The sequence below is a fragment of the Enterobacter sp. PL_is511 genome, assembly GCF_055816065.1.
Genome location: NZ_JBVPGP010000017.1, coordinates 211,392 through 238,256, shown reverse-complemented (window position 1 = coordinate 238,256; position 26,865 = coordinate 211,392). Strand labels below are relative to the sequence as shown.

Below are 26,865 nucleotides of genomic sequence, written 5' to 3'. Positions count from 1 at the left end.
CCGCACCGCATGCGCGTAGCCATACGGTCGTCATTGCTTTCGCTTATTGTCCTGTGCAGCGCTTTTATGGGTTCAGATGTTGTTGACCGAACAAATCAGGAGTGGGTATGAACAAGAAAAGACGCTCGGTGCCAGGCATCAGACACTATGACGGCCCTGCCGGCGGCTGGGGGGCACTAAAAGCGACGGCCATCGCGGTACGTACCCAAATGGATACCCTTGACGCTCCCGCGACGCTGCTGCGCACCAACCAGCCTGACGGCTTCGACTGCCCGGGCTGCGCGTGGCCTGATAAAGAACACAAATCGACGTTCCAGTTCTGCGAGAACGGCGCCAAAGCGGTGACCTGGGAAGCGACCAGCAAACGCGTCACCCCCGCGTTTCTGGCTGAAAACAGCGTCTCCTCGCTGCTGGCAAAATCGGACTTTGAGCTGGAAGGCTACGGTCGACTCACGCACCCCCTGCGCTATGATCGGGCGAGCGACACCTTCCGCCCCGTCGACTGGGACGCGGCGTTTCAACGCATCGGCGAAGTATTGCGCGGGCTCGATCCGGACCAGGTCGAATTCTATACCTCAGGACGCGCCTCTAACGAAGCGGCGTATCTGTTCCAGCTGTTTGCTCGCGAATACGGCACCAACAACTTCCCCGACTGCTCGAATATGTGTCACGAGGCCACCAGCGTCGGTTTACCGCGTTCAATTGGCATCGGAAAAGGCACCGTTTCGCTGGACGACTTCGATAAGACCGAGCTGGTGATCTCAATTGGTCACAACCCCGGCACCAACCATCCGCGAATGATGGGGACCCTCCACGAGCTGGCCCGCCGGAACGTGCCGATTATCGTCTTTAACCCGCTGCGCGAACGTGCCCTGGAACGTTTCGCCGACCCGCAAAGCGTGATTGAAATGGCAACCTACAGCTCCACGGATATCGCTTCGACCTATTTCCAGGTGAAGGCCGGGGGCGATGCCGCCGCGCTGAAAGGCATTGCCAAACACCTGCTGGAAATGGAGGCCGAACGCGGTGACGTGCTGGACCACGCATTTATTGCCGAACACACCCAGGGCATTGAGGCGTTCACCGCCGATATCGCGCAAACCCGCTGGGACGACATCGAACGCGAGTCGGGTCTGAGCCTGGCGGCGCTCAAAAAGGTCGCCGAAGCCTATGCAAAATCGAAGGCCACCATCATTACCTACGGGATGGGGATTACGCAGCACAATAAAGGGACGGCCAACGTCCGCCTGATTGCCGACGTGCTGCTGCTGCGGGGGAATATCGGCAAGCCCGGCGCGGGAATATGCCCGCTGCGCGGCCACTCAAACGTGCAGGGGAACCGTACCGTCGGGATCAGCGAGAAACCCACACCGGCATTCCTTAATCGCCTGAAGGACGTGTTCGGCTTTGAGCCACCGTCGCACCACGGACACGACGCGGTGCAGGCCACGCAGGCGATGATCGACGGCCGCGCGAAAGCGCTCATCTGCCTCGGCGGCAATTTTGCCGTCGCGATGCCCGATCACGAGCGGGGTTTTCCGGCGATGGGTAACCTGGATTTGAGCGTGCACGTCGGCACCAAGCTCAACCGTACCCATCTGCTGGTGGGCAAAGAGACCTTTATTTTCCCGTGTCTTGGCCGTACCGAGCTGGATGTTCAGGCCACCGGCCGCCAGTCCATTACCGTCGAAGACTCCATGTCGATGGTGCATGCTTCATCCGGCAAGCTGAAGCCTGCATCGCCGTTGCTTCGGTCAGAACCCGCTATCGTCGCGGGCATGGCGAAAGCCACCCTGCCGGATACCCGCGTGGACTGGCTGACGCTGGTTGAGGATTACGACCGCATCCGCGATCTGATCGAGCAGACCATTCCGGGGTTTGAGAACTATAACGCGCGGATCCGCGTTCCCGGTGGTTTCCGTATGCCACTGCCACCGACGCAACGTATCTGGCCAACGGCGACGGGAAAAGCGATGTTCTCGGTGTTCGACGGGGTTCACGAGAACGCCAGCGGTGAAGGTGAGCATGTTCTGCGCCTGATCACGCTGCGCAGCCACGACCAGTACAACACCACCATTTACGCCCTGGACGACCGCTACCGTGGCGTATTTGGCCGTCGCGACGTGCTGTTTATGAACGAAGACGATATGGCGCAGTCAGGGCTGGAACACGGCGACCGCGTGGATATCGAAACCGCCCTGCCCGGCAGCGTTCAGCGTCTGAAAGACATTACCGTGGTGGCGTACAACATCGCGCCGGGGACCGTCGGCGCCTATTATCCGGAAGCCAACGTGCTGGTACCGCTTGATTATCTGGATAAGGACAGCGGTACGCCGTCGTATAAATCCGTTCCGGTTCGCATCACCCTGCGCTCAAAAGAGATCCGCATGCTGTAAGGCTGTTCGCGCAGAGAAAAAGATGGATATTAAACAGTGAAAATATTTAATCGCGCTCGACGAGACCCGCCATTTTGGCAAGGCTGCCTCGCAGTGCAACATTACCCAGCCGACCCTCTCCATGCGCATCCGCAGCCTGGAGGAGGAGCTCGGGCTGGTATTGATTGTGCGCGGGCAGCGCTTTGAAGGGTTTACGCCGGAGGGTGAACGCATCCTCGCGTGGGCCCGCTCGCTGCTGGCCGCGCATGACGGGCTACAGGCGGAAGCCGCGCTGTGCAAAGGCCAGGTGGTGGGCGAACTCCGTCTGGGGATGGTGCCGCTGGCGAGCGTGGATCCGATGATTTTTATTCGCCATTTGACGCAAAAATACCCGGAGCTGACCTACAGCCTCTATTCTATGTCCTCCGCGCAGATTGCCGACGGCGTCAGCCGCAATCAGCTTGAGCTGGGAATTTGCTACCTCAACAGCATTGACACCAGCCAGTTCGATATTATCCAGCTTCCCAAAACGAAGATGGGCCTGCTGCACGACGTCCGTCATTTCCAGCTCGGCCAGGAGACATTGACCTGGCGCGATCTGACGGATTTTCCGCTGGGGTTCCTGACCAAAGGGATGCACTACCGGGCGCATATGGAGGCCGGCTTTAAGTCTGTCGGCATTGAACCGACGGCCGTTTTCGAGAGCGACTCCACGTTCCAGATCATTCAGGCGGTGCAGAGCGGCGTATGCTGCGCCGTCATGCCGCTGAACAACGGGCTGGAAGCACTGAACAGCCATTTCAGGATTGTCCCCATCGCTGACGCGAACATTGAGGCCCCTGTCGGCCTGATTATGCGCAGGCAAAAGCCTATCTCCTCGCTGGCGCTGCGCTGTTTTACCGACGCGCAGGAGATTTATCACGCGGACAATGAGGCGTAGGCCTCGCGCGTCACCACGCTAAAACCGCCGATCAGCACCGCGTCACAAATCGCCCGATGTTCCGGTGAACTGACCAGCGCATGGAGCGCATCGCGAATGGCGTTTAGCGTTTCAGGTGAGGTGTTATGCGAAGCGATCAGCGGCAGTCCCGGCGTCAGCGGGGTATGGTCAATGATCGCCAGCCCCGCAAGCCGTTCCGGCTCATGGCGCTGCAACAGTGCCCAGGTCACGCAGTCGATGGCCGCGATATCCCCTGCCCCGCGTTTCACATCAATCAGCGACTGGCGATGGCTGCCGCTAAAGGACGTTTGCGCGAAAAATGGACCGCCACTCAACAGGGGAGCCACTTTTTTTCGCAGCGCATTGTATCCGGACTGGGAGTCTGGTGAATTACAGACCGCCCGTCGTCCGCGAAACTCCGCCAGCGTCAGGTGCCGATCCTCCTCACGCACCACCAGAAAGCTGCGGTACCGGATCCCTTCGCAGCCCGGTGCCGTGTAGTGAAAACAGCCGACCACCTGCACGTCCGGGAGCTGCGTGACCAGCGGGTAACCGCAGGTCTGGCTGAGGATAAGCCCGGGCTGTTGCCAGTGCGTGAGCAGATCGGACTCCGGACAGTCGGGGACATCATCGACGGGCACACCGCGTGCAGCCAGCAATCCCTTAACCGCCAGCCAGAGCGCGCGCGTGTCGGCGCGATCCACCGCATACATGGGAAACGCCAGCAGGTTACTCATACCCTTCTCCCTGTTGTTTTCCGGGGTGAACGGTGACGTCGACGGGACTGAACCAGAACCGGCGCAGCCATTCACCGTAGCCCCTGACCAGAAAACCGCGGTTTCGCTGCTGGTACGCCTCCCGATTTTGCTGGTAGATCGTCTTCAGCCCGTACCAGGGAACGCCCGGCAGATCGTGATGTACTGAATGGTAGTTGAGATTCAAAAACAGCACCCGCCAGAACAGCCCGGCCTCGTTAATGACGGAGCGCGCCAGCGGATCGTCCGCCGCACGATGTTCGAAAAACGATCGCACCTTGGTCAGCGCCAGCGCGGGATAACTGACCGCAAGCACGAACCAGACGGGTGAAAAACCGATATGCGTCATCCAGGCGAAGAGTACCGCCAGCAGCGTGATGTGAACCAGCCACATCGTCATCGCCCTCAGGTGAAGATGGCGAAACGCCGCCGCGGCGCTGCACAGCGTCTGGACGATATCCAGCAGCGGCGCCAGCAGAAGCCGCCCGGCAAAGGTATTCCGGGCCCGGATCAGGCGCTTCTGCCTGGGGGAAAAGCGCCCCCAACTCTCGTCGGTAAAATAGTACGACTCCGGGTCATCCACCGGATGGGTCAGGCTATGGTGCCGATGATGGGCCAGATGGGAGTCCCGGTACAGGCCGTACGGATACCAGACCGCCAGCGGGAGCGTGCCAAACAGCTGGTTAATCCAGGCAAAACGCGTGGGGTGTCCGTGGATCAGCTCATGCTGCAGGGACATGTACCAGGCGCTAAACCAGACGAGCAGCAGCGTGGAGGGCAGCAGGCCGAGCGTTTGCCAGAACGTCAGCGTGCCAAACCAGCCTGCATAAACAGTGATAATCAACAGCCAGGTGGGCAGTTCGCTTCGCCATATAAAACCCGATGCAAGATGGCGGATTTGTTCGCGTTGTTGCGGATGTAAATAGAGGGAGCTTCGTTGACTCATTCCTTCGGACGCCGTTTCGCCAGAGACAGAGCCCTGACGATCGGGGATAACGCCGGAAATAACAAAGAACTTAAATCGATTTGCTTTGCCAGAAACGTGGGGCGCACGCGTTGCTTGACTTATTCTGTGATAAAGGTACTTTTCAGGACATGAAGAAGATCCTGATTATCGTTCCCGACGGCGGCATGCTGTTTGAAGCCGCCGGCATCGCCGACATTCTGATGCAGGCCAACCGGCTGCACCCGGAAGGGCTTGCGCAGCCCCGCTACCGGATTATCATCGCCACCACGCAGCCTCACCAGGTGATCCACGGCCAGTCCGGCCTGAACCTGCTGGCGGACTATCGTCTGCCTGAGCTGGATCCGCGTGAACCGCTGGACACCATTATCATCACCGGACGCGGTATGAACGAGCAGGAGAGCATAGCCGTAGTCGACTGGCTGCACCTCGCTGCGCCGCATGCCCGGCGGGTAGCCTCTATCTGCGGCGGCGCGATGCTGCTGGCCCAGACCGGCTTGCTGGACGGTCGTCGCGCCACCACCCACTGGCGGCTGCTGGAGACGATGCAAACCCAGTATCCGGCTATCCACGTCGAAAGCGGTCCGCTGTATATTCAGGACGGTCCCATCTGGACCTCCGGCGGCGTAAGCTCCGGGTTCGATCTGACCCTGGCGCTGGTGGAGGACGACTACGGATTTACCCTCGCCCGCGACGTGGCGCAGGATATGGTGATGTATCTGCGTCGTCCCGGCGGCCAGCTGCAGTTCAGTCGTTACAGCCTGCAGCCGCCTGGCGCGTCGGGCCCGATAAGCGAACTGCAAGCCTGGATCCTGCAGAACCTCACCGCCGATCTGTGCGTGGAAAATCTGGCCGAGAAAGCGGCGATGAGCCCGCGTAACTTCACCCGCGTGTTTACCCGCGAGGCCGGGGTCTCTCCGGCCCGCTACGTGACCGAAGCGCGTCTGGCCGCCGCCCGCCAGCTGCTTGAGCAGACCCATGACTCCCTGGAGCGCGTTGCTGAGCAAAGCGGGTTTGGCACCAGCATTAATTTGCGCCGCATCTTTGAGAAACAGCTTCACCTTACCCCCGGCGAGTACCGCCAGCGATTCCATTGCCGCAAGATGGCGTAATCTGATCCTTTTTTGTCGTTTACGCCAACCGGCCCGACGCCTACAGTGACTCCAGACAACAGAGATAAGGAGTGCACCATGGTTAAGGTCGGTATTAACGGTTTCGGCCGTATCGGACGTAATTTCCTGCGCGCGGCGCTGGGTAACCCAGACCTGCAGATTGTGGCCATTAACGATCTGACGGACAGTAAAACCCTCGCCCACCTGCTGAAACATGATTCCCTTCTGGGCAAGCTGCCCGCACCCGTTGAAGCGGCTGACGGCGCGCTGCAGGTAGACGGGCAGCGGATCACGGTGTTTAGCGAACGCGATCCGGCGAATATTCCGTGGCGTGATGTCGGCGCCGACGTGGTGATTGAGGCCACGGGCTTCTTTACCGAGCGGGAGAAAGCGGCGGTACATATCACCCACGGTGGGGCTAAGCGCGTCATCATTTCCGCCCCCGGGAAGAACGACGACCTGACGATTGTGATGGGCGTTAACCATGACCAGTACGATCCCGCCCGGCACACAGTGGTGAGCAACGGGAGTTGCACCACCAACGGTCTGGCGCCGGCCGCTCAGGTGCTGCACCAGCAGTTCGGGATTGAGCATGGCCTGATGAACACGACGCACGCCTACACCAACAGTCAGGCGCTGCACGATCAGCCGGAGAAAGATCTGCGTGGCGCACGCGCGGCGGCGCTGTCGATTGTGCCCTACTCCAGCGGCGCGGCGAAAGCGCTGGGGAAAGTCATCCCCTCCCTGGACGGCAAGCTGACCGGGTATTCCCTGCGCGTGCCGGTTCCGGTGGTGTCGATTGTGGATTTAACCGTGACGCTGAGCCGCAACGTGACCGCCGAAGAGGTGAATGACGCGTTCCGCAACGCGGCTGCCAGCGGGCCCCTGAAAGGCATTCTGGGCTATAGCGATGAACCGCTGGTCTCCAGCGATTACCAGGGCGACCCGCGATCGTCGATTATCGACGGGCTTTCCACGCTGGTGATTGGCGGGAACATGGTGAAGATCCTGGCGTGGTATGACAATGAGTGGGGCTTCTCCAACCGCCTGGTGGATCTGGCGGTGCTGATGGATAAGAAAGGGCTGTAAGCCTGAGGCCGGGTGGCGCAAACGCTCACCCGGCAAAAAATCATTCCGCTTTCACTTTCACACCCATAAACACAATCACCATCGCCATCACCAGCAGGAAACCACTGCCCGCGAATACGCCGCTGGCGCCGTTGAGGTCAAATACCGCCCCGCCTTCGGCCGCACCGGCGCTTATCGCCAGCTGGATTGAGGCCACCAGCAGCCCCCCTGCACTTTCGGCTTCATCCGGGACAGTGGTAGCAAGCCAGGTTGACCAGCCCACCGGAACCAGGCCAAATGCAAAGCCCCACAGCGCGACCAGCAGCCCGTCCAGCATGGCCAGATGACCAAAGGCGACCATCATGAGCGCGAGTACGCCCATCGCAAACGGCACCAGCGCCAGCGTCAGGCGCAGATTGCGTGCCAGCAGATGCCCGGCAACGGATGTGCCCACAAAGTTGGCGATACCAAAGCCCAGCAGGATCAGTGAAATGGTCTCCACGCTCGCCTGCCCCACCGTTTCCAGGAACGGACGCAGGTAGGTAAAGAAGGCGAAATGGCCGCTGAAGATCAGAATGGTCGCCAGCATGCCGCCGATCATCCCCGGACGACGCAGCACGCGGAACAGCGTACTCAGGCTGCCGCTGCTCTCAGGTTTCATGGACGGCAGGACCCAGAGCTGCCACAGCAGCGCCAGCATGCTCGGCAGAATGCAGAGCACAAAGACGTTGCGCCAGCCGATCAGGCTGCCCAGATAGCTGCCCAGCGGCGCCGCGACTACCGTGGCAATCGATACGCTGGAGAAGATCACCGCCAGCGCTTTCGGCACTTTATCCGCCGGAACCAGACGCATCGTCGTGGCCGTCGACATCGCCCAGAATCCCCCGATGGCTACCCCCAGCAGCAGGCGCCCCATCAGCAGGACGTGCAGATTGGGCGCAAAGGCCACCAGCAGGCTGGAGATAATTTGCAGCACCGAGAAAAACATCAGCACCCAGCGACGGTCGATACTTTTGGTTGCCGGGGTGATCAGCAGCCCGGTCACCAGCGCCACCAGCGCGGTGGCGGTGACGGCCTGTCCGGCCATCCCCTCGGTCACGCCCAGGCTCGCGGCCATTGGCGTTAACAAACTGGCCGGCAGAAATTCTGCCGTAATCAAACCAAATACCCCCAGCCCCAGTGAATAAACGGCCCGCCAGGCGGGTTTTGCAGGCGCTACCGCCTCGCTCGCCGCGACACATGAACTCATCTGTTGATCTCCCGTTATAAAAATGTGACTACAGTCGCAAAAGAATAGAAGGTTCACCCTGGACGATCTATGACATATAATCTCCACTTATTGATTATTCGTCCGGAGTTGCGCCATGACCGTACAGTCACCCGATTTGATCAGCGAACTTTTACGCGGCATGCGCCTGTCAGGCGTGAAATACCGGCGGATTGAAGCCAGTGCGCCATTTGGCGTCGCGTTTCATCAGGCTCCCGGCCGGGCGCAGTTTCATTTTGTGAGCCACGGTAGCGCTCTGCTGCGCATGGAGAGCGGAGCAACGTTCGAACTGAGCGGTGGCGACGCCCTCTTTATTCCCGGCGGGAATTCCCATGCCCTGCTCTCTGACGAGCAGGCTCCTCTTACCCCTGTCAACGCCTTTCCGAGCGAGCCTATCTGCAGCTCGGTCTGCGCCATCACCTGCGAGCCCTGCCCGGAGAGCGAGAACACCCTCATCTTTAGCGGGTGCATGGATTTTGAGCTGGGCGGAATGCAGCCGCTGATCAAGGCAATGCCGGAAGTGATGATGGTCAGCCGGTTAATGTCCACCTGGCCGGAGATCCACCCGCTGCTGGCGGCGATGGAGCGGGAGTCCGTGGCGCGTCAGGCCGGGTTTGCCGGGATCCTTGCGCGACTGGCCGACGTGGTAGCGGCCTTAATTGTGCGCGGCTGGGTTGAAGGCGGCTGTGGTAAAGCCACCGGCTGGGTGCAGGTTTTGCGCGACCCGCGCCTGAGCCGGGCCATTTACGCCATGCACCAGCAGCCGGGCCTGAACTGGAGCGTCGCGGATCTGGCAAAAGAAGCGGGCACGTCCCGCTCCGTGTTCGCCGAACGGTTTCTGGCCGCGACGGGAACCACTCCGGCAAAATATCTCAGCGAGCTGAGGATGCGCCTGGCCATCCAGTACATTCGCCATGAAAATCAGCCGATAGAAACCGTCGCGCTGCGGCTGGGGTACGGCTCTCTGGCGGCATTTAGCCGGGCATTTAAGCGCATTATTGGACATGCGCCGGGCACGCTGCGGGAAGCCAGCCAGACGCCGGAAGAGGTCTGACTGGCCAGCAATATTTAACGCGAAGCGGGCAATATTCGTCTAATGTTTTCAGGTGATTGACAACAGCGGTCACGCTGTTTAGTGAAGACAGGAGACGAACTGATGATAAGACCTCGTACACTACGCCCCGCGTTCTTGACCCTTGCGTTAGGCGGCGCGCTGCTCGGCGTAACGACATTCGGTTATGCCGACGATAGCCCCGCAGCCCAGACAGCCTCACCCGATATTTTGCTGGGCCCGCTGTTTAATGATGTGCAGAGCGCCAAACTGTTTCCCGATCAGAAAACCTTTGCGGATGCCGTCCCCAAAAGCGACCCGCTGATGATTCTGGCGGACTATCGGATGCAGCACACGCAGTCCAGCTTTGACTTACGCCACTTTGTCGAGATGAACTTTACGCTCCCTGCGGAAGGGGAAAAATATGTTCCGCCTGCTGGACAAAGTCTACGTGAGCATATTGACGATCTCTGGCCCGTACTGACGCGCACCACGGATAAAGCCAGCAACAAATGGGATTCCCTGCTGCCGTTACCCAAACCTTACGTTGTGCCCGGCGGACGTTTCCGCGAGGTCTACTACTGGGACAGCTATTTCACCATGCTGGGCCTGGCAGAGAGCGATCATTGGGACAAAATCAGCGACATGGTGGATAACTTTGCCTATGAGATTGACACCTTCGGCCACATTCCCAACGGCAACCGCAGCTATTACCTGAGCCGATCCCAGCCGCCGTTCTTCTCGCTGATGGTGGAACTGCTGGCAACGCACGACAGCGATGCGCTGAAGAAGTATCGTCCGCAGATGGAGAAAGAGTATGCCTACTGGATGGACGGCGTCGACGCCCTTCAGCCGGGTCAGGCCAACAAGCGCGTGGTGAAGCTGGATGACGGCGCTGTCCTCAACCGCTACTGGGATGACCGCGACACTCCGCGCCCGGAGTCCTGGCTTGACGATGTAAATACCGCCAAAAGTAACCCTAACCGACCTGCGACCGAAATCTACCGTGATTTGCGTTCCGCCGCGGCCTCGGGATGGGACTTTAGCTCCCGCTGGATGGACGATCCGCAAAAACTCGGCACCATCCGGACCACCAGCATTGTCCCCGTGGACCTGAATGCCCTGATGTTCAAGATGGAAAAACTGCTGGCGCGGGCAGGCCAGGAGAGTGGCGACGCCGCCAGCGCAAGCAAATACGAGGCGCTGGCCACCGCGCGTCAGAAAGCCATCGAGAGCCACCTGTGGAATGATAAAGAGGGCTGGTACGCGGATTACGATCTGAAGAGCAAGAAGGTACGCAATCAGCTCACGGCGGCAGCCCTGTTCCCGCTTTACGTGAAGGCAGCGGCGCAGGATCGGGCCGATAAAGTCGCCGCGGCAACCTCATCGCGCCTGTTGAAACCAGGCGGTATTGCGACCACCACCGTCAACAGTGGCCAGCAGTGGGATGCACCAAACGGTTGGGCCCCGCTGCAATGGGTGGCCGCGGAAGGGCTGCAGAATTACGGGCAAGAGAAGGTCTCGATGGATGTGACCTGGCGCTTCCTGAAAAACGTTCAGCATACTTATGACCGGGAAAAGAAACTGGTCGAGAAATACGACGTGTCGACAACCGGTACGGGCGGCGGCGGCGGCGAGTATCCGCTGCAGGACGGCTTCGGCTGGAGCAACGGCGTGACGCTGAAGATGCTGGATCGGGTCTGCCCGAAAGAGAAACCGTGCGACAGCGTGCCGGAGAATCGGCCTGCGGCGAATGATGAGGTGGCGCCGGTAAAAGCGACGGCGCAGTAAGTGAGTATTGCCGGGTGTCGGCTACGCCTTACCCGGCCTACTTTTGCTAACCCTCTTCCCACCGGGAAAGGGATCCCCAGTAATTTTTAAGCAGAAGCAATAACGTTGTTTCAGAACGACTAAAGGCTTTCAGCGATGCTCTGGTCCGGCTGTAAATCGCTGAGGCGTTTGCCTTCCGGCCGGGGCGAGGCGCATGGATGCGCCGAGAGGGCGGGCTTTACAGGGATGTTACCTCCGCCCGTCCCCGATAAGCCGGAAGGAATACGCCGAGGGCACCGCGAAGCGGCGATTTACCGCCGGGAGCCCGGGTCGCCAGGGTGGTGGCGACTGAGCCACCCTGGCACGTTCACAGGCCCTGTCGTTACAGAGTAGCAAGGAACATAAAGTGAACGGAATAACCACCACAGCCGTATGTTCCCCCTCACCCCAGCCCTCTCCCCTAAGAGGAGAGGGGGCAGTCCGATTGCGTATTTTGTTGGGGTTCCCCTGGTTCCTTAGAAACTGTAACTCGCCCCTAGCTGATAAGTTCTGTCACGCCCAATCCAGCAGTTTGTCGCGTCGTAGCAGGTCAGCGTCTCTTTATTGGTGATATTCTGCGCGCTGGCTTTAAGCGTTAGCCCTGCCAGCGAGGGCAGGATTTCGCCCATCCGATATGAAGCCGCCAGATCGTACTGGGTAGTGCCGCCCAGCTTACCCGCATCGTTTGCCGGAGAGATTTCCATCGGGCCGGTATAGCGTGCGCCCGCTCCCAGCATCAGCCCTTTCAGCTGCGTGTTCTCAAAGGTGTAATCCCCCCAGAGGTTGAAGGCATTCTCCGGCACCTGCGTTGGACGTTTCCCTTTGTATTTATCATCTTCCGTATTGATCGCGTGGGTGTAGGCATAGTTAGCAATCAGCGTCAGGTTGTCCGCCGGGCGGCTGATGGCAGACAGCTCTGCCCCTTTGGATTCCACCTCCCCGGTCTGACGATAGTTCAGGAAGCCCGGATCGGAGGTGACGACATTTTTCTGACGGATGTTGAATACCGAGGCGGTAAAGGTGGTGGCGTAGTCGGCCAGCAGATATTTCATTCCACCTTCCACCTGCTTGCTGGTGGTCGGCTTGACGTCTTTCGCCGCGAGCGTTCCCTTCGGCGACACCGGTGCAAAGCCTTCGGAATAGCTGATAAATGGTGACAGACCATTATCAAAGGCGTAAAGCGCGCCCAGGCGTTTGGTGACGCGATCCTGAGAGACCCAGTCCTTATCACCGTTTTGCAGATAATTGGTGGTCACGGAGCGATAATCGTCGTAGCGCAGGCTACCCAGCAGATTTAAGCCACCCCACTCCACCTGATCCTGCAGGTAGTAGCCGTTCTGCTGATAGCTCAGCCGGTTTTTCTGGGCGGTATACAGGCCTAATGCGCTTTCACTGATTTGCGAATAGTCAGGATGACGCATATCCATGCCCGGCGTGGTCGACGCGTAACGGTAGTGGAAATGGGAGTTCAGCTTCTGGTAGTCAAACCCGGCCAGCAGATGGTGTTTCCAGTCGCCCAGCGCCACGGTTTTAGTCACCTGGTTATCGATGTTGAAGCTCTGCAGATCTTCATCGGTGGTGTAGGCAAAGCGGTTAAGCTGATAGACCTCGCTTCCCGTGCCCGTCGCATAGACGCTGCGCTGATGCGTATCGACGTCGAAATAGCGCGCCTTCTGGTTAAAGCCCCAGCCGCTGTCGAACGCATGTTCAAAGCTGTAGCCCAGCATCCACTGGCGCTGCTTAAATCCGTTCCACTCATCACCGGCATAGTCGCGCTTGCCCGCGTATTTCGAGCGCAGGTAGGCGAGCGGCAGCGGGTTCGACGGCGTCAGGCTCGGGGAGTTCTGCGCCAGCGCATCCAGAGTCAGGCGGGTTTTGCTGTCGGGTTGCCAGGTGACGGATGGGGCAACCAGGTAATTTTCATACCGGGTGGTGTGCGGCTGATCGTCATTTTCCGTCGCTTTCCCCAGCAAACGGTAGTTCCAGTCGCTATCGGCGATCTGCCCGGTTGAGTCGAGATACCCCTCTTTCAGGTTGCGGTTGCCGGTGTTAAATCCGAATTCAGTTCGCGCTTCTCGCTGCGGCTTTTTACTCTGGATATTCACCAGCCCGCCCGGCGAGCCGCCGCCGTAGAGAACCGATGAGGGGCCTTTCAGGATATCAACGCTGTCAATCAACAGCGGATCGATGCGCGCTTTGGTATTGCCGGTGACGTTATAGGGCAGCTGCAGCCCGTTGTAGAACTCCTGGTCGACGGTAAAGCCACGAATTTTATATTCGCTCATGTAGGAGGTATTTCCCCGCACCTCGGTTGAGACCCCTGGCGCATAGCGCAGGATTTCATTCACGGAATTCGCATGGCGCTTGTCAATTTCCGGCGCAGAGAGGGTCGTGATGACCTGCGGCGTTTTACTTTCAGCAACGGCCGATTTCGTGGCGCTGTTCGTCCAGGCCGGCAGCTCGCTGCCCTGCTCTGCGCCGGTGACGACGATAGTGGATTCTTCGGCGAATGCCGGAACGTGCAGTGCGAGCGAGACGGCGCCTGCCAGGGCGCATAGCGTAAAACGTGAGGGAGTCATAATGTCGTCTTGTTGTTAGATGCGATACGGAACGACAATTATTATCATTTAGATTAACAAATCAATACACAGGCAAAAAAACGGCCCTCCGCAGAGAGCCGTTTACGTCATGTTATGCTCGTCGCAGTAACCTGAATATGCCCAGCACCACAATGGCGCCCACGACAGCGACCAGAAAACTGTGCAGGTCAAAACCACTTATGTTGCCTCCGAAGCCAAACATCGTCGCCAGCCAGCCGCCCACAACCGCACCAACGACCCCGAGTACACAGGTCAAAATAAAGCCGCCGCCATCGTTTCCCGGCATGATCAATTTCGCGATAGCGCCAGCAATAAGACCAAAGATAATCCAGGCGATGATACCCATAGCGATGCCCTCTTGCAGGTTTAACGCATGCGCAGAAAACCTTCTGCACAGCTAACGTAAGTATAGGTCATCGCCGGAAAATCATTTTCTTCTCACCGACTTATCTTTGTCTAAAGAGGCAAAAAAAACTCACCGGTTTGTATTAAGTTTCATCACAGATTGCCGATAACGCTAAGACAGTCTGTCATCTATCAAGGAGCCATCCGGCGTGAGTCATTACAGTGAGCAGTTCCTCAAGCAAAATCCGCTGGCTGTATTAGGGGTATTACGCGACCTGCAAAAAGGTGAAGTGCCGCTGCGCATCAGCTGGTCGAATAATCAGTTCATCAGCAAGATCCTTGACGCCTCGCAGGAGCGGCTGGTGATTGATTTAGGCAGTCAGGAGTATGAAAACCGCGCGGCGCTGAAGGCGGAGAATATCGCGGTGATGGCCGAAACGCAGGGCGCCAAAGTGGAGTTTGTCCTGTCGCGACTGGAACTGAGCGAGTACCAGGGACTCCCTGCTTTTGCTACCCCACTTCCCACCAATCTCTGGTTTGTTCAGCGTCGTGAATATTTCCGCATTAGCGCTCCGCTTCACCCCGCCTATTTTTGTAAGGCCAAAATGCCGGATAAAAAAGAGATCCGCTTCCGCCTCTTCGATCTGTCACTGGGCGGCATGGGTGCGCTGATGGATACGCCGAAACCCGACGGACTGGTAGAAGGCATGCGGTTTACGCAAATTGAACTGGATATGGGGGGCTGGGGTCGCTTTTATTTCGATGCACAGCTGATTGCCATCAGCGACCGTACCGTCGTGGACAGCAAAAATGAAACCATCACCACGCCGCGTCTGAGCTTCCGCTTCCTGAACGTGGGGCCCGGTGCAGAGCGTGAGCTTCAGCGCATCATCTATTCGCTGGAGCGGGAGGCGCGGGAACGCGCAAATAAAGTTCTGTAAGAAAATCGGGCAGCGTGACCGCCGCCCGTCTGCGGCATTACATGGCATCCATCGCTTTCTGTACTTTCCAGATATAACGAGGCGCCTGTGGTGCCGGGTGATTTTTCGCCACATGCTCAAAGAATTCGTCTTTGTCCATGCCGTTAATCTCTTCTATCGCCTCTTTGCGGTCAGAGGAGAAGGTTCTGAGCAACGCGCCGGCACCGTTAACGTAAGAGACCACCAGCGCGTACTGCATCACCTCCGGATCCTTAATACCCTTCAGCACGCCGTGCTCCATGATGCTCAGATAGGCCGTGCCCATTGAAATGTTACGTTCCGGGTTCTTCAGCTCGCTGGTTGACGGCTGACCGCTCCAGCCCATATAGCGGTAAACTTCTTTACCCGCCGTTGACGCTTTAAGCTGCATCAGCCCCACCGCGTTGGATTTGCTGACAAGCGTGGGGTTACCGCCGGACTCCACCGCAATGATCGCCGTGATAAGACGCGGACTGACGCCCCAGGCCTTCCCGGCTTGTTCACTGATCGGCATCCACTGCATGGCCCGTTTCACCGGCACTTCCGGGTTCCAGGGTGGGTTTTGATAATCATGTTTTGAACTACAGCCAGCAAGCAACACAATCAAAAAAGCAAACCATCTCAATTTCACGTCATCTATCCTTATAGCCGGTCATCGCGGTGCGCCGCCTCTTGAAGCAGGCGTCGTATACGCGGCATGATATAGACAATTAGTTTCTCATTCAGCAAGGAATTGCCATGTCTCAGTTTCATCTCATCGCGCCGTCGGGCTACTGCATTAACCAGGACGCGGCGCAGCGGGGCGTTCAGCGTTTGCTGGAATCGGGTCATCAGGTAGAAAATCAGACGATTATCCCCCGCCGCCAGCAGCGTTTTGCCGGTACAGAAGCGCAGCGGCTGAATGATATCAACAGCCTGGTGAACCTGAAGGGTGAAAACCGGGTTGTGCTGGCGGTGCGCGGCGGATATGGCGCGAGCCGGCTGCTGGAGAGCATTGACTGGCAGGGTCTGGCGCAGCGCCAGCAGCAGGATCCGCTACTCATATGCGGCCACAGCGATTTCACCGTCATCCAGCTCGGGCTGCTGGCGCTACATAACGTTACCACCTTCAGCGGCCCGATGCTGGCCGGTAACTTCGGCGCCCTGGAGCTGAATGCGTGTACCATGGAACACTTCTGGCGCGCTCTGCGCAATCCCACCTACAGCGTGGAGTGGCAAGGCAATGGGCCGCACTGGGAATGCGAAGGTCAGCTCTGGGGCGGCAACCTGGCGATGCTGGTTTCACTTATCGGCACGCCGTGGATGCCGCACATCGAGGACGGCATTCTGGTGCTGGAAGATATCAACGAACATCCGTTCCGCGTCGAACGCATGCTGTTGCAGCTCTATCATGCCGGTATTCTTGAACGCCAGTCCGCGATTGTGCTGGGCAGCTTCAGCGGTTCTGCGCCGAATGACTATGACGCGGGTTACTCCCTGGAGACCATGGTTGAGTTCATTCGCTCGCGGCTGGATATTCCGGTCATCACCGGTCTGGATTTCGGCCATGAGCAGCGCACCGTGACCCTGGCACTGGGGGCACACGCCTCGCTGATCCACAATGATTCCGGCAGTCGGCTGACCATCAGCGGCCATCCTGTCATAAAGGCATAAAAAAGCCGTTATACCCCCTTAATAAAACGCTGTTGCCGTCGTTAATATGTTAGGGTTTTAGTAACAGCGTTAACATTGAGGTGGGAGTAAGAGAACATTGGATGCCGCAGCGATAATCAGCCTTTTCATTTTGGGTTCCGTCCTTGTAACCAGCAGTATTTTATTAAGTTCATTTTCATCGCGTCTCGGCATACCTATTCTTGTCATTTTCCTCGCCATCGGCATGCTGGCCGGCATTGATGGCATTGGCGGTATCCCTTTCGATAACTACCCTTTCGCCTACATGGTGAGTAACCTCGCGCTGGCGGTGATCCTGCTGGACGGCGGGATGCGCACCCAGGCGAGCTCCTTCCGCGTGGCCTTAGGGCCCGCGCTGTCGCTCGCCACGGTCGGCGTGCTGATTACCTCCGGCCTCACCGGAATGATGGCCGCGTGGCTCTTCCATCTCAATATCATGGAAGGTTTGCTGATTGGCGCGATTGTTGGCTCAACCGATGCGGCAGCGGTATTTTCCCTGCTTGGCGGAAAAGGGCTTAACGAACGCGTGGGCTCAACGCTTGAGATTGAATCCGGCAGTAACGATCCGATGGCGGTGTTTCTCACCATTACGCTTATCGAGATGATTCAGCAGCACGAAAGCGGACTGAGCTGGATGTTTGCGTTACATATTCTGCAGCAGTTTGGCCTGGGGATTGTCATCGGCCTGGCAGGGGGATATCTGCTCCAGCAGACGATCAACCGTATATCGCTTCCTCTGGGGCTTTACCCGCTGCTGGCGCTGAGCGGCGGCATTCTCATTTTTGCCGTCACTACCGCAGTGGACGGCAGCGGCATTCTCGCCGTCTACCTCTGCGGGTTCCTGATGGGCAACCGCCCTATTCGTAACCGGCATGCCATTTTGCAGAACTTCGACGGTCTGGCCTGGCTGGCGCAGATCGGCATGTTTCTGGTGCTGGGTCTTCTGGTTACGCCATCGGACCTGCTGCCGATCGCCGTTCCGGCGCTGCTGCTCTCTGCATGGATGATCTTCTTTGCCCGTCCGCTGTCGGTATTTGCAGGCCTGCTGCCGTTTCGTGGCTTCAACCTGCGAGAGCGGATCTTCATCAGTTGGGTGGGCCTGCGCGGCGCGGTGCCGATTATCCTTGCGGTGTTCCCGATGATGGCCGGTCTGGATAACGCGCGGCTGTTCTTTAACGTGGCGTTCTTCGTGGTGCTGATTTCGCTGCTGTTCCAGGGAACCTCGCTCGGGTGGGCAGCGAAAAAAGCCAAAGTGGTTGTCCCTCCCGTGGGCTGGCCGGTCTCCCGCGTGGGGCTCGACATTCATCCGGAGAACCCATGGGAACAGTTCGTCTATCAGCTGAGCGCCGACAAATGGTGCGTGGGGGCTTCACTGCGCGATTTGCACATGCCGGCCGAAACGCGCATTGCCGCTCTGTTCCGCGACAACGTTCTGCTGCACCCTACCGGCAGCACCCGCCTGCGCGAAGGGGATATTCTGTGCGTGATTGGCCGCGAGCGCGACCTGCCCGCGCTGGGCAAACTGTTCAGCCAGTCGCCTCCGGTGGCGCTGGATCAGCGTTTCTTCGGCGATTTTATTCTGGAAGCCAGCGCCAGGTTTGCCGATGTCGCGCTGATCTACGGCCTGGATGAAGGTGCTGAAGACGGAGATAACCAGCAAACGCTGGGCGAAATCATCCAGCAGCGGCTTGGCGCTGCCCCGGTCGTGGGAGACCAGGTGGAGTTTGCCGGGATGATCTGGACCGTTGCCGAAAAAGAAGATAACGCGGTGCGGAAAGTCGGTTTGAGGCCGATGGAAGAGGAAGCGGAGTAGCGGTTTTTTTGCCGGGTGGCGGCTTCGCCTTACCCGGCAAAAAAACCTCGAACGTAGGCCGGGTAAGCGTTAGCGCCACCCGGCGAACATATGTTACACCGTCACAACCGGCACTCTCGGCGCCAGGGCGCACATCAATTCGTACCCCACCGTGCCCGCCGCGGCAGCAACGTCATCAATTTTGATTTCGTTACCCCACAGCTCGACCGGTGAACCGATGCCCGCCTGCGGGCATGGCGTCAGGTCAACGGCCAGCATATCCATTGATACGGTGCCCACCGTTCCCGTGCGAACCCCATCGACCCAGACCGGCGTACCGGTCGGCGCGATGCGCGGGTAGCCGTCGGCATAGCCGCCCGCCACGATGCCAATCCGCTGCTCGCCCTTTGCCCGGTAGCGACTGCCGTAGCCCACCGTGTCGCCGGCCTTCAGGGTTTGCACGCCAATGATTTCACTGCGCAGGGTCATGACCGGCTTCAGGCCGCTGTTGGCGATATCCTGCCACTGGCCTGAGGGAGACGCGCCATACAGAACGATCCCCGGACGCACCCAGTTATAGTGCGCCTCGGGATGCCACAGCGTGGCCGCCGAGTTCGACAGCGAGCGCGGGCAGTCCAGCCCTTCTGCCGCCTGCTCAATGCGGACCATGGCATCGGCAATGCCGTCGGGTTGTTCCGCGTCGGCAAAATGCGCCATCAGCGTCATTTCACCTACGTTCTTCAGCGCGCGCAGCTGCTGCCAGACCGTATGCACCCTCTCAGGCTGGAAGCCCAGGCGGTTCATGCCGCTGTTCACCTTGAGATAGATATCCAGCGGAGCATGGAGCTTCGCATCCTGAATCGCTTTGATCTGCCAGTTGCTGTGCACGCTGGTGGTCAGTCGATACTTATCCAGCAGCGGCAGATCGTCGGCGTGGAAAAACCCTTCCAGCAGCAGAATAGGCCCTTTCCAGCCGCGCTCGCGCAGCAGAATGGCCTCTTCCAGATTGAGTAAGGCAAAACCATCGGTGGCGCTCAGGGCGCTCCAGATACGATCGATACCGTGGCCGTAGGCATTCGCTTTCACCACCGACCAGACGCGCGAACCAGGTGCCGCCCGACGAACAATTTGCAGATTATCCTTCAGGGCCTGCAGGTTCAGCTGGGCCAGAACAGGACGGGACATGACAGCTCCTTAGTTATGCGCGCCGTGCAGATGCTGTGGACGCGAAGGCGTAAACCCCGATTGATAGCGTGCAGCGCTTAAATCGTCAAACGGAATTGCCGGCGTGCGCCCGGAAATCAGGTCGCTCAGCAATTGGCCCGATCCGCAGGCCATCGTCCAGCCAAGCGTGCCGTGGCCGGTATTGGTCCACAGGTTTTTAAACGGCGTGCGGCCCACGATCGGCGTGCCGTCCGGGGTCATCGGACGCAGGCCGGTCCAGAACGTCGCCTGCTCCACAAAGCCACCGCGCGGGAAGAGATCGCCCACAACCATCTCCAGCGTTTCACGACGCGGCTGCAGCAGCTCGGTGTTGAAGCCGACAATCTCCGCCATGCCGCCTACGCGGATGCGGTTATCGAAGCGGGTAATGGCGATTTTGTAGGTTTCATCCAGAATGGTCGATACCGGAGCACCGCTCTCTTCTTTCACCGGAATGGTCAGCGAGTAGCCCTTGAGCGGGTAGACCGGAATGTCGAGAATACCTTTCAGCATGGCGGTGGAGTACGAACCAAACGCCATCACGTAGGCATCGGCTTTGATCACCTCGTCGCCGCACTTCACGCCGTAAATTTTTTCCCCTTCCGACAGCAGCTTGTCGACAGAGGTGTTAAAGCGGAACTTCACCCCCGCCTGCTCGCACATCTGCGCCAGACGCTGCGTAAAGAGCTGGCAGTCGCCGGTTTCGTCGTTCGGCAGGCGCAGGCCGCCTGTCAGCTTATGCGCCACTTCCGCCAGCGCCGGTTCAACCTGACCAAGCTGGCTGGCTTCCAGCAGCTGGTACGGTACGCCAGCATCTTCCAGCACGGCGATATCGCGGGTGGCATTTTCGTACTGCTGCGCCGTGCGGAACAGCTGCAGCGTTCCGCCCTGACGGCCTTCGTACTCAATCCCCGTCGACGCGCGCAGCGCTTTCAGGCAGTCGCGGCTGTATTCCGCCAGGCGTACCATGCGCCCTTTGTTCTCCATGTAGTGGCGGGTGTCGCAGTTGCGCAGCATCTGCCACATCCACTTCAGCTGGAACTGCGTGCCGTCAAGGCTGATGGCCAGCGGCGCATGGCGCTGGAACATCCATTTAATCGCTTTCAGCGGAACGCCCGGCGCAGCCCACGGAGCGGCATAGCCGGGAGAGATTTGCCCGGCGTTCGCCGCGCTGGTTTCGAGCGCCGGACCGGATTCACGATCGATAACGGTTACGTCATGTCCCGCCTGACTTAAATACCAGGCGCTGGTTACCCCAACGACACCACTTCCCAGTATGACAACACGCATAGCCACTCCATTATGTGCAAAAGAACAATCTTCTAATTACAGATTGATAACCTAGTTGAAAATATTATTCAACATATGACTTTTTTATGGTGACTTACCTCACACATCCCCCAGCATCAGGGGATAGTGCTAATTTGGGATCTCCTGCTGCGCGTTATTTTTAACCAGCATAATATGCTGAGACATACCGTTTTTTTGCCGTATCAAAAACGCGAAATCGCAAAGAAAAAATTTCTGCCCCAGCACGCTTTTTAACACGTTGATCTATGCTTGAAAGGAGGCTCTCCAGACAGAGAGAGCACCCACAACGAGGGCGCGCTAATGGCTACTATTGATTCCCTGAACAAGGACAACACACGTCTGAGCGATGGACCCGACTGGACCTTCGAGCTGCTGGATGTTTACCTCGCCGAAATCGACCGGGTCGCAAAACTGTATCGTCTGGATACCTATCCCCATCAGATTGAAGTCATTACGTCCGAACAGATGATGGACGCCTACTCCAGCGTCGGGATGCCGATTAACTATCCGCACTGGTCGTTTGGTAAAAAATTTATTGAAACAGAGCGGCTGTATAAGCACGGCCAGCAGGGGCTGGCGTATGAGATTGTCATTAACTCCAATCCGTGTATCGCCTATTTAATGGAAGAGAACACCATTACCATGCAGGCGCTGGTGATGGCGCACGCCTGCTACGGGCACAACTCCTTTTTCAAGAATAACTACCTGTTCCGCAGCTGGACGGATGCCAGCTCCATCGTCGATTACCTGATCTTCGCCCGTAAATATATTACCGACTGCGAAGAGCGCTACGGCGTGGACGAAGTGGAAAAACTGCTCGACTCCTGCCACGCGCTGATGAACTACGGCGTGGACCGCTACAAACGTCCGCAGAAAATCTCCCTGCAGGAGGAGAAAGCGCGGCAGAAAAGCCGCGAAGAGTATCTGCAGAGCCAGGTGAACATGCTGTGGCGCACCCTGCCGAAGCGTGAGGAAGAAAAAGCGGTCGCCGAAGCGCGTCGTTATCCGTCCGAGCCGCAGGAAAACCTGCTCTATTTTATGGAGAAGAACGCCCCGCTGCTGGAGCCGTGGCAGCGTGAGATCCTGCGCATCGTGCGCAAGGTGAGCCAGTATTTCTATCCGCAAAAGCAGACGCAGGTGATGAACGAAGGCTGGGCGACCTTCTGGCACTACACCATCCTCAACCACCTGTATGACGAGGGTAAAGTTACCGAGCGGTTCATGATGGAATTCCTCCACAGCCATACCAACGTGGTGTTCCAGCCGCCCTACAACAGCCCGTGGTACAGCGGCATTAACCCGTATGCGCTTGGCTTTGCCATGTTCCAGGACATTAAGCGTATCTGCCAGTCGCCAACGGAAGAAGACAAGTACTGGTTCCCGGATATCGCCGGCTCTGACTGGCTGGAAACGCTGCACTTTGCGATGCGCGACTTCAAGGATGAGAGCTTCATCAGCCAGTTTATGTCGCCGAAGATCATGCGTGACTTCCGCTTCTTCACCGTGCTGGACGACGACCGCAACAACTATCTGGAGATCTCCGCAATCCACAACGAGGAGGGTTACCGTGAGATCCGCTCTCGCCTCTCTTCCCAGTACAACCTGAGCAACCTTGAGCCGAATATTCAGGTGTGGAACGTCGATTTGCGCGGTGACCGCTCCCTGACGCTGCGCTATATCCCGCACAATCGCGCGCCGCTGGATAAAGGGCGCAAAGAGGTGCTGAAGCATGTGCATCGCCTGTGGGGCTTTGACGTGCAGCTGGAGCAGCAGAATGAAGACGGGAGCGTCGAGCTGCTGGAACGCTGCCCGGCGCGGTTGAATACGCTGTAGTTTTTTTGCCGGGTGGCGGCTACGCCTTACCCGGCCTACGGGTTTTGTAGGCCCGGTAAGCGAAGCGCCACCGGGCGAAAAAAAACCTCTCATACGAGAGGTTTTTTATTTCAGCGGCTCTGAATCGCCAAATCGCCCGGCAGCGTTTTCTGCATGCGGTGCCAGATTTCACCGGAATCATGACCGTAGCGGCGCACCGTCTCATAAACCTGATCGTGCAGGCCTTCGGTACAGAGCTTGCTCAGCTTATGGTAGAAGCCCAGCGCCAGGCTACGCGCTTCCGGATTGGCAAAGTAGTGGCGGCCGATGCGGGTATAAAGCCCTTTCATACCGTTGAGGATCAGGCCATACACCGGGTTGCCGGAGGCAAACGCCAGGCCGCGAAACACGTTGTAATCGAGGGTGGCAAAAGCATCGGCGTGATCTTCCACCTCGTTCGCTGTGGCCAGCACCGCAAGGGCGTCTTCCGGATGCTGACGGAAAGCGGTACGAATAAAGATCGTCGCGATGTTGGTGCGAACGGAGAGAAGATTATCAATGAGCTGCGGCACGCTTTCATGGTCGAGACGCGCCAGCGTTTCAAGAATGTTCAGCCCGGACGTTTCCCAGAAGTTGTTTACTTTCGTCGGCTTGCCGTGCTGGATAGTCAACCAGCCATCGCGCGCCAGCCGCTGGAGCACTTCACGCAGCGTGGTGCGAGTGACGCCAATCAGTTCAGAGAGTTCGCGTTCAGCCGGAAGAATGGACCCCGCAGGGAAACGATTATTCCAGATGCTTTCAATGATGTACTCTTCCGCGAAACCCGCCGGGCTCTGCGCCTTAATGACCATAGTGAGATTTCCATTACACAGCTTTAGCAAATTGGACTCATCATACCAGAGGCAGCCAGTGGCAGGTAGCACGGCAAAGAGAGAAAAGAGGGATCGCCGTTTCATTTTTATGAAATTTACAATGCAGCCTTATCCGCCTCCAGGCCGCGATTTTTGCGTATACTGATGTTTTGTCTTACTTGACGGGGATGGACGTCTGTCGTGGAAATTTCTTTTGGGCGCGCACTGTGGCGCAACTTTTTAGGCCAGTCTCCGGACTGGTACAAACTTATACTTCTGGTGTTCCTGGTCGTTAACCCTCTCCTCTTTAGCGTAAACCCGTTCATTGCCGGGTGGCTGCTGGTGGCGGAGTTTATCTTCACCCTGGCCATGGCGCTGAAATGCTATCCCCTGCTGCCGGGCGGACTGCTGGCGTTTGAGGCCGTCGTCATCGGCATGACCCGCGCCGAGCACGTCAAAGCCGAGCTGGCATCCAATCTCGAAGTGCTTCTGCTGCTGATGTTTATGGTGGCGGGCATCTACTTTATGAAACAGCTGCTGCTGTTTATCTTCACGCGCCTGCTGCTCAGCATTCCGTCGAAAATGTTGCTCTCGCTGGCGTTTTGCCTTGCGGCCGCCTTCCTGTCGGCCTTCCTGGATGCGCTGACGGTCGTCGCGGTGGTGATAAGCGTAGCGGTGGGGTTTTACGGTATTTATCACCGCGTGGCCTCCTCTCGTCCGGGCGAGGATTTGCAGGATGACAGCCACGTCGATGCGCATAATCGTGAGGTACTGGAACAGTTTCGCGCCTTCCTGCGCAGCCTGATGATGCATGCTGGCGTCGGTACCGCGCTGGGCGGCGTGATGACCATGGTGGGCGAACCGCAAAACCTGATCATTGCCAAAGCGGCGGGCTGGCACTTCGGTGAGTTCTTCCTGAGAATGGCGCCGGTGAGCGTACCGGTGCTTTTCTGCGGGCTGGCGACCTGTCTGCTGGTGGAGAAGTTTCGCCTCTTTGGCTATGGGGCCCAGCTCCCGGAGCCGGTACGTCAGGAGCTGCATAAATTCGATCTGCAGAGCCGACGCCAGCGGACGCGCCAGGAGACGCTGCGTCTGATTGCGCAGGGCATCATCGGCGTCTGGCTGATCGCCGCGCTGGCGTTCCATCTTGCCGAAGTGGGGCTGATTGGCCTGTCGGTCATTATTCTCGCCACCACCTTTACCGGCGTGACGGACGAGCATGCCATCGGTAAGGCGTTTACCGAAGCCCTGCCATTTACCGCCCTGCTGGCGGTGTTCTTTGCCGTCGTGGCGGTGATAATCGACCAGCATCTGTTCGCGCCGATTATTGCCTTTGTCTTAAAGGCATCGCCGGATGCTCAGCTGTCGCTGTTTTACCTGTTCAACGGCCTGCTCTCGTCGATCTCAGATAACGTCTTCGTCGGGACGGTCTATATCAACGAGGCCAAAGCGGCTATGGAGCAAGGCGTTATCAGCGCCGGACAGTTTGAGCTGCTGGCCGTGGCGATCAATACCGGCACCAACCTGCCATCGGTGGCGACGCCAAACGGCCAGGCCGCCTTCCTGTTCCTCCTGACCTCCGCCCTCGCGCCGCTCATACGACTTTCTTATGGCAGGATGGTGTGGATGGCGCTGCCCTATACGCTGGTGCTCACGATCGTGGGATTGCTTTGCGTCAAAATTACCCTCATTCCCTGTACGCAATGGTTGATACAAGCGGGTATACTTGCGGCGCAATAAACACTGCATCTCGGGCAGTTCGCTGCCCGTTTGCCTTTTCGCACGATAAACATCCAATTACGTTTTATTTCGCCAGGTACAGGTGGCGCGAAAAACGAATTCGTTTACACTGCGATTTCTAAGCATGTTCCAGGGAAATGATTATGTTGAGATTTTTAAACCAGTGCTCCCGCGGTCGCGGAGCGTGGTTGTTAATGGCCCTGACCGCCTTTGCGCTGGAAATGGTCGCGCTGTGGTTCCAGCATGTAATGGGACTCAAACCTTGCGTGCTTTGTATTTATGAACGCTGCGCACTGTTCGGCATTATGGGTGCGGGCCTGGTGGGCGCGATTGCCCCAAAATCGCCGCTTCGCTATGCTGGTATTGCCATCTGGATATACAGCGCCTGGAAAGGAATTGAACTCTCCTGGCAGCACACCATGATGCAATTGCATCCGTCACCGTTTATGACCTGTGATTTTGCCGCCCGCTTCCCGAGCTGGCTGCCGCTGGACAAATGGCTGCCGCAGGTATTTGTCGCATCCGGTGACTGCTCCGTTCGTCAGTGGGAATTCCTGACGCTGGAGATGCCGCAGTGGCTGGTGGGTATTTTTGCCGCCTACTTCGTCGTGGCGCTGCTGGTGCTGATTGCCCAGCCGTTCAAACCGAAGAAACGCGATTTGTTCGGAAGGTAAAAGCAAAACGGCAACCTCGGTTGCCGTTTTTAGTGTTTGCGCCCTCTCCCGTGGGAGAGGGTTGGGGTGAGGGCATCAGGCCGCACAAACACAATAAAAAACCCGCCTCGGCGGGTTTTTTATTGTCAACGGGTCGGGTGGTTCATGATGTGATCTTCCCAGTCACGCACCTCGGACTCTTTCACCGCGATGTGGCGCACTGAAATGCGCTCACCGTGCATCGCCGCTTTTGAACCGGTTAACAGCGGATGCCAGTCAGGCAGACCTTTCCCTTCCGCCAGCAGGCGATACGCGCAGGTATGCGGCAGCCATTCAAAGGTGGGCAAATTATCCCGGGTTAACTTGATGCAGTCCGGCTCAAACTCGAAGCGGCGCTCATAGTTGCGGCACTGGCAGGTCTTTATGTTTAGCTGCTTGCAGGCAACGTTGGTGAAGTAAATCTCGTCCGTGTCTTCATCCATCAGCTTGTGCAGGCAGCACTGACCGCAGCCGTCGCATAAGGATTCCCATTCCGCGTCCGTCATGTCGTCGAGAGTTTTGCTTTGCCAGAAAGGGATGTCGTTCAT

The 26,865-nt window shown here is 58.1% G+C and carries 22 protein-coding genes; 12 read left to right on the top strand and 10 right to left on the bottom strand.

Features of this window, described 5'->3' with window-relative positions:
• Positions 1 to 107 precede the first annotated feature (107 nt).
• Positions 108 to 2,396, top strand: coding sequence for an FdhF/YdeP family oxidoreductase (locus tag AC0TN7_RS04930; protein ID WP_473701880.1), 2,289 nt, complete (start codon positions 108 to 110; stop codon positions 2,394 to 2,396).
• 49 nt (positions 2,397 to 2,445) lie between these two features.
• Positions 2,446 to 3,315, top strand: a complete 870-nt coding sequence (locus AC0TN7_RS04925; RefSeq protein WP_473701887.1) for a LysR family transcriptional regulator — start codon at positions 2,446 to 2,448, stop codon at positions 3,313 to 3,315.
• Here AC0TN7_RS04925 and AC0TN7_RS04920 read toward each other — a convergent pair.
• Together AC0TN7_RS04920 and AC0TN7_RS04915 are read right to left on the bottom strand one after the other, a co-directional pair.
• On the bottom strand, positions 3,294 to 4,052 hold the full coding sequence (locus AC0TN7_RS04920) for a phosphate/phosphite/phosphonate ABC transporter substrate-binding protein (RefSeq protein WP_463727186.1): 759 nt from the start codon (positions 4,050 to 4,052) through the stop codon (positions 3,294 to 3,296). The genes AC0TN7_RS04925 and AC0TN7_RS04920 overlap by 22 nt on opposite strands.
• Positions 4,045 to 5,016: a fatty acid desaturase gene (locus AC0TN7_RS04915; RefSeq protein ID WP_473701879.1), complete on the bottom strand. Its 972-nt coding sequence runs from the start codon at positions 5,014 to 5,016 to the stop codon at positions 4,045 to 4,047. The genes AC0TN7_RS04920 and AC0TN7_RS04915 overlap by 8 nt, the downstream gene beginning before the upstream one ends.
• 149 nt (positions 5,017 to 5,165) lie before the next feature.
• Here AC0TN7_RS04915 and AC0TN7_RS04910 point away from each other — a divergent pair, with 149 nt between their 5' ends.
• Both AC0TN7_RS04910 and gap read left to right on the top strand, forming a co-directional pair.
• Complete coding sequence (locus AC0TN7_RS04910; protein ID WP_370883524.1) at positions 5,166 to 6,146, top strand: GlxA family transcriptional regulator; 981 nt, start codon at positions 5,166 to 5,168, stop codon at positions 6,144 to 6,146.
• Positions 6,147 to 6,224: 78 nt separating this feature from the next.
• A complete protein-coding gene (gene gap / locus AC0TN7_RS04905; protein ID WP_032647707.1) occupies positions 6,225 to 7,235 on the top strand; it encodes a type I glyceraldehyde-3-phosphate dehydrogenase in 1,011 nt (336 codons plus the stop codon).
• Positions 7,236 to 7,275: 40 nt separating this feature from the next.
• On the opposite strand, the gene AC0TN7_RS04900 is transcribed toward gap, so the two are convergent.
• Positions 7,276 to 8,463, bottom strand: coding sequence for an MFS transporter (locus AC0TN7_RS04900; RefSeq protein ID WP_473701878.1), 1,188 nt, complete (start codon positions 8,461 to 8,463; stop codon positions 7,276 to 7,278).
• A gap of 115 nt (positions 8,464 to 8,578) precedes the next feature.
• Between AC0TN7_RS04900 and AC0TN7_RS04895 the strand changes: the two genes are divergently transcribed.
• Both AC0TN7_RS04895 and AC0TN7_RS04890 read left to right on the top strand, forming a co-directional pair.
• Entirely contained in the window at positions 8,579 to 9,535 is a 957-nt protein-coding gene (locus tag AC0TN7_RS04895) for an AraC family transcriptional regulator (protein ID WP_024909819.1), read from the top strand.
• A gap of 102 nt (positions 9,536 to 9,637) precedes the next feature.
• Positions 9,638 to 11,323, top strand: coding sequence for an alpha,alpha-trehalase (locus AC0TN7_RS04890; protein WP_148770141.1), 1,686 nt, complete (start codon positions 9,638 to 9,640; stop codon positions 11,321 to 11,323).
• A 494-nt stretch (positions 11,324 to 11,817) separates the two neighbouring features.
• Here AC0TN7_RS04890 and AC0TN7_RS04885 read toward each other — a convergent pair whose 3' ends face one another.
• Together AC0TN7_RS04885 and AC0TN7_RS04880 are read right to left on the bottom strand one after the other, a co-directional pair.
• Entirely contained in the window at positions 11,818 to 13,920 is a 2,103-nt protein-coding gene (locus tag AC0TN7_RS04885; RefSeq protein ID WP_473701877.1) for a TonB-dependent siderophore receptor, read from the bottom strand.
• 112 nt (positions 13,921 to 14,032) lie between these two features.
• Positions 14,033 to 14,287 carry a GlsB/YeaQ/YmgE family stress response membrane protein gene (locus tag AC0TN7_RS04880; RefSeq protein ID WP_008502662.1) on the bottom strand — a complete coding sequence of 85 codons (255 nt, stop codon included), beginning with the start codon at positions 14,285 to 14,287 and terminating at the stop codon, positions 14,033 to 14,035.
• Positions 14,288 to 14,495: 208 nt separating this feature from the next.
• Here AC0TN7_RS04880 and ycgR point away from each other — a divergent pair, with 208 nt between their 5' ends.
• Positions 14,496 to 15,227 carry a flagellar brake protein YcgR gene (gene ycgR / locus AC0TN7_RS04875; protein WP_024909816.1) on the top strand — a complete coding sequence of 244 codons (732 nt, stop codon included), beginning with the start codon at positions 14,496 to 14,498 and terminating at the stop codon, positions 15,225 to 15,227.
• A gap of 37 nt (positions 15,228 to 15,264) precedes the next feature.
• On the opposite strand, the gene emtA is transcribed toward ycgR, so the two are convergent.
• Positions 15,265 to 15,876, bottom strand: coding sequence for a membrane-bound lytic murein transglycosylase EmtA (emtA, locus tag AC0TN7_RS04870; protein WP_024909815.1), 612 nt, complete (start codon positions 15,874 to 15,876; stop codon positions 15,265 to 15,267).
• Positions 15,877 to 15,983: 107 nt separating this feature from the next.
• Here emtA and ldcA point away from each other — a divergent pair, with 107 nt between their 5' ends.
• Together ldcA and AC0TN7_RS04860 are read left to right on the top strand one after the other, a co-directional pair.
• Positions 15,984 to 16,898 carry a muramoyltetrapeptide carboxypeptidase gene (ldcA, locus tag AC0TN7_RS04865; RefSeq protein WP_267217036.1) on the top strand — a complete coding sequence of 305 codons (915 nt, stop codon included), beginning with the start codon at positions 15,984 to 15,986 and terminating at the stop codon, positions 16,896 to 16,898.
• A 97-nt stretch (positions 16,899 to 16,995) separates the two neighbouring features.
• Positions 16,996 to 18,729 carry a potassium/proton antiporter gene (locus AC0TN7_RS04860; protein WP_024909813.1) on the top strand — a complete coding sequence of 578 codons (1,734 nt, stop codon included), beginning with the start codon at positions 16,996 to 16,998 and terminating at the stop codon, positions 18,727 to 18,729.
• Between the two features lie 93 nt (positions 18,730 to 18,822).
• Here the strand turns inward: AC0TN7_RS04860 and dadX are convergent, their stop codons facing one another.
• Together dadX and AC0TN7_RS04850 are read right to left on the bottom strand one after the other, a co-directional pair.
• Positions 18,823 to 19,893, bottom strand: a complete 1,071-nt coding sequence (gene dadX / locus AC0TN7_RS04855; protein ID WP_148770135.1) for a catabolic alanine racemase DadX — start codon at positions 19,891 to 19,893, stop codon at positions 18,823 to 18,825.
• Positions 19,894 to 19,902: 9 nt separating this feature from the next.
• On the bottom strand, positions 19,903 to 21,201 hold the full coding sequence (locus AC0TN7_RS04850) for a D-amino acid dehydrogenase (RefSeq protein WP_267215002.1): 1,299 nt from the start codon (positions 21,199 to 21,201) through the stop codon (positions 19,903 to 19,905).
• A gap of 321 nt (positions 21,202 to 21,522) precedes the next feature.
• Here AC0TN7_RS04850 and AC0TN7_RS04845 point away from each other — a divergent pair, with 321 nt between their 5' ends.
• A complete protein-coding gene (locus AC0TN7_RS04845) occupies positions 21,523 to 23,055 on the top strand; it encodes a SpoVR family protein (protein WP_024909810.1) in 1,533 nt (510 codons plus the stop codon).
• 110 nt (positions 23,056 to 23,165) lie between these two features.
• Here the strand turns inward: AC0TN7_RS04845 and fadR are convergent, their stop codons facing one another.
• The gene (gene fadR / locus AC0TN7_RS04840; protein WP_024909809.1) at positions 23,166 to 23,885 is read right to left on the bottom strand and encodes a fatty acid metabolism transcriptional regulator FadR; all 720 of its coding nucleotides are present in this window, start codon (positions 23,883 to 23,885) and stop codon (positions 23,166 to 23,168) included.
• Between the two features lie 201 nt (positions 23,886 to 24,086).
• Here fadR and nhaB point away from each other — a divergent pair, with 201 nt between their 5' ends.
• Positions 24,087 to 25,625 (top strand): Na(+)/H(+) antiporter NhaB, encoded by a 1,539-nt coding sequence (gene nhaB / locus AC0TN7_RS04835; protein WP_061714894.1) that lies wholly within the window; start codon positions 24,087 to 24,089, stop codon positions 25,623 to 25,625.
• A 143-nt stretch (positions 25,626 to 25,768) separates the two neighbouring features.
• Complete coding sequence (dsbB, locus tag AC0TN7_RS04830; RefSeq protein ID WP_024909807.1) at positions 25,769 to 26,299, top strand: disulfide bond formation protein DsbB; 531 nt, start codon at positions 25,769 to 25,771, stop codon at positions 26,297 to 26,299.
• Between the two features lie 125 nt (positions 26,300 to 26,424).
• Here dsbB and AC0TN7_RS04825 read toward each other — a convergent pair whose 3' ends face one another.
• Positions 26,425 to 26,865 carry a YcgN family cysteine cluster protein gene (locus tag AC0TN7_RS04825; protein ID WP_024909872.1) on the bottom strand — a complete coding sequence of 147 codons (441 nt, stop codon included), beginning with the start codon at positions 26,863 to 26,865 and terminating at the stop codon, positions 26,425 to 26,427.

Excerpts from the sequence above, each read along its gene's own strand:
- dadX (WP_148770135.1), bottom strand. The coding sequence starts at position 19,893 with ATGTCCCGTCCTGTTCTGGCCCAGCTGAACCTGCAGGCCCTGAAGGAT.
- fadR (WP_024909809.1), bottom strand. The coding sequence starts at position 23,885 with ATGGTCATTAAGGCGCAGAGCCCGGCGGGTTTCGCGGAAGAGTACATC.
- AC0TN7_RS04895 (WP_024909819.1), top strand. The coding sequence starts at position 8,579 with ATGACCGTACAGTCACCCGATTTGATCAGCGAACTTTTACGCGGCATG.
- AC0TN7_RS04825 (WP_024909872.1), bottom strand. The coding sequence starts at position 26,865 with ATGAACGACATCCCTTTCTGGCAAAGCAAAACTCTCGACGACATGACG.
- AC0TN7_RS04880 (WP_008502662.1), bottom strand. The coding sequence starts at position 14,287 with ATGGGTATCATCGCCTGGATTATCTTTGGTCTTATTGCTGGCGCTATC.
- AC0TN7_RS04885 (WP_473701877.1), bottom strand. The coding sequence starts at position 13,920 with ATGACTCCCTCACGTTTTACGCTATGCGCCCTGGCAGGCGCCGTCTCG.
- dsbB (WP_024909807.1), top strand. The coding sequence starts at position 25,769 with ATGTTGAGATTTTTAAACCAGTGCTCCCGCGGTCGCGGAGCGTGGTTG.
- gap (WP_032647707.1), top strand. The coding sequence starts at position 6,225 with ATGGTTAAGGTCGGTATTAACGGTTTCGGCCGTATCGGACGTAATTTC.
- AC0TN7_RS04930 (WP_473701880.1), top strand. The coding sequence starts at position 108 with ATGAACAAGAAAAGACGCTCGGTGCCAGGCATCAGACACTATGACGGC.
- AC0TN7_RS04890 (WP_148770141.1), top strand. The coding sequence starts at position 9,638 with ATGATAAGACCTCGTACACTACGCCCCGCGTTCTTGACCCTTGCGTTA.
- ldcA (WP_267217036.1), top strand. The coding sequence starts at position 15,984 with ATGTCTCAGTTTCATCTCATCGCGCCGTCGGGCTACTGCATTAACCAG.
- AC0TN7_RS04850 (WP_267215002.1), bottom strand. The coding sequence starts at position 21,201 with ATGCGTGTTGTCATACTGGGAAGTGGTGTCGTTGGGGTAACCAGCGCC.
- AC0TN7_RS04845 (WP_024909810.1), top strand. The coding sequence starts at position 21,523 with ATGGCTACTATTGATTCCCTGAACAAGGACAACACACGTCTGAGCGAT.
- AC0TN7_RS04915 (WP_473701879.1), bottom strand. The coding sequence starts at position 5,016 with ATGAGTCAACGAAGCTCCCTCTATTTACATCCGCAACAACGCGAACAA.
- AC0TN7_RS04920 (WP_463727186.1), bottom strand. The coding sequence starts at position 4,052 with ATGAGTAACCTGCTGGCGTTTCCCATGTATGCGGTGGATCGCGCCGAC.
- AC0TN7_RS04910 (WP_370883524.1), top strand. The coding sequence starts at position 5,166 with ATGAAGAAGATCCTGATTATCGTTCCCGACGGCGGCATGCTGTTTGAA.
- AC0TN7_RS04900 (WP_473701878.1), bottom strand. The coding sequence starts at position 8,463 with ATGAGTTCATGTGTCGCGGCGAGCGAGGCGGTAGCGCCTGCAAAACCC.